Origin of the sequence: uncultured Roseobacter sp., from assembly GCF_947499265.1 — a bacterium.
Classification (GTDB): Bacteria; Pseudomonadota; Alphaproteobacteria; order Rhodobacterales; family Rhodobacteraceae; genus Roseobacter.
On sequence record NZ_CANMNK010000022.1, the window covers coordinates 1 to 1,247 of the forward strand.

The 1,247-nt window shown below is 64.4% G+C and carries 1 protein-coding gene; it reads left to right on the plus strand.

Going from position 1 to position 1,247, the window contains the following annotated elements:
• A partial coding sequence (locus Q1A63_RS25555) for an NAD(P)/FAD-dependent oxidoreductase (protein ID WP_298976935.1) occupies positions 1–1,247 on the plus strand: 1,247 nt, incomplete at both ends.

Sequence of the window (1,247 nt, forward strand, 5' to 3'; positions counted from 1 at the left end):
TGAACCGACGCATTTTTCTGGGCACTGGGGCGGCTGCGCTGTCTGCGCCGCATGTTTTGGCGGAGGGGCATGGCCGGCCGCGGGTTGTGGTGATCGGCGGCGGGGCCGGGGGGGCCACGGCGGCGCGCTACATCGCCAAAGACAGCGACGGCGGCATTGACGTCACGCTGATCGAGCCATCGCGCACCTATTTTTCCTGTTTCTTCTCGAACCTCTACCTCGGCGGTCTGAAGGAGATCGACGACATTGGCCATACCTACGGCACGCTGGCGGCCAGATACGGGATCAACGTGGTGCATGACTGGGCCGTGGACGTGGACCGCGACAGCAGGATCGTGACGCTCGCAGGCGGCGCGACGCTGCCCTATGACAAGCTGATCCTGAGCCCCGGCATCGATTTTGTCGACGGCGCGGTCGAGGGCTGGTCGCTGGCCGCACAGAACGCCATGCCGCATGCCTACAAGGCGGGCTCGCAGACGGAATTGCTGAAAGCGCAGGTGGCGGCGATGCCGGACGGGGGGACCTTTGCGATGGTGGCCCCGCCCAATCCGTTCCGCTGCCCGCCCGGACCATACGAACGCGTATCGATGGTGGCGCATGTGCTGAAAGCGACCAACCCCACCGCCAAGATCATCGTGGCGGACCCCAAGCCGAAGTTTTCCAAGATGTCCTTGTTCGAGGAGGGCTGGGCGAAACATTACCCCGGCATGATCGACTGGATCGGCGAGGATTTCGGGGGCGGCGCGGTGTCGGTGGACCCTGCGGCCATGACGGTGAGCATCGATGGCGAAGAGACGCAGGTTGATGCCTGCAACGTCATTCCCGCGATGAAGGCGGGCCGGATTGCGGAGATCGCCGGCGTGACGGAGGGCAATTGGGCGCCTGTGAATGCTGCGGATATGTCGACCAAGGCGGACCCGGACGTCCATGTGCTGGGCGATGCGTCGCAGCAGGGCGACATGCCGAAATCCGGGTTTTCCGCGAACTCACAGGCCAAGGTCTGCGCCAATGCGGTGCGCGGCGCGCTGACCGGATCGAAGGTGTTCCCGGCGAAATATTCCAACACCTGCTGGTCCCTGATCGACGCCAATGACGGCGTGAAAGTGGGTGCAACCTACGAGGCGACGGCGGAAAAGATCGCCAAGGTCGACGGGTTCATCTCGGCGGTCGGCGAAAGCGCCGCCATACGCCGCGCGACCTACGAGGAATCCGAAGGCTGGTACGCGGGCATCACCGCAGATATGTTC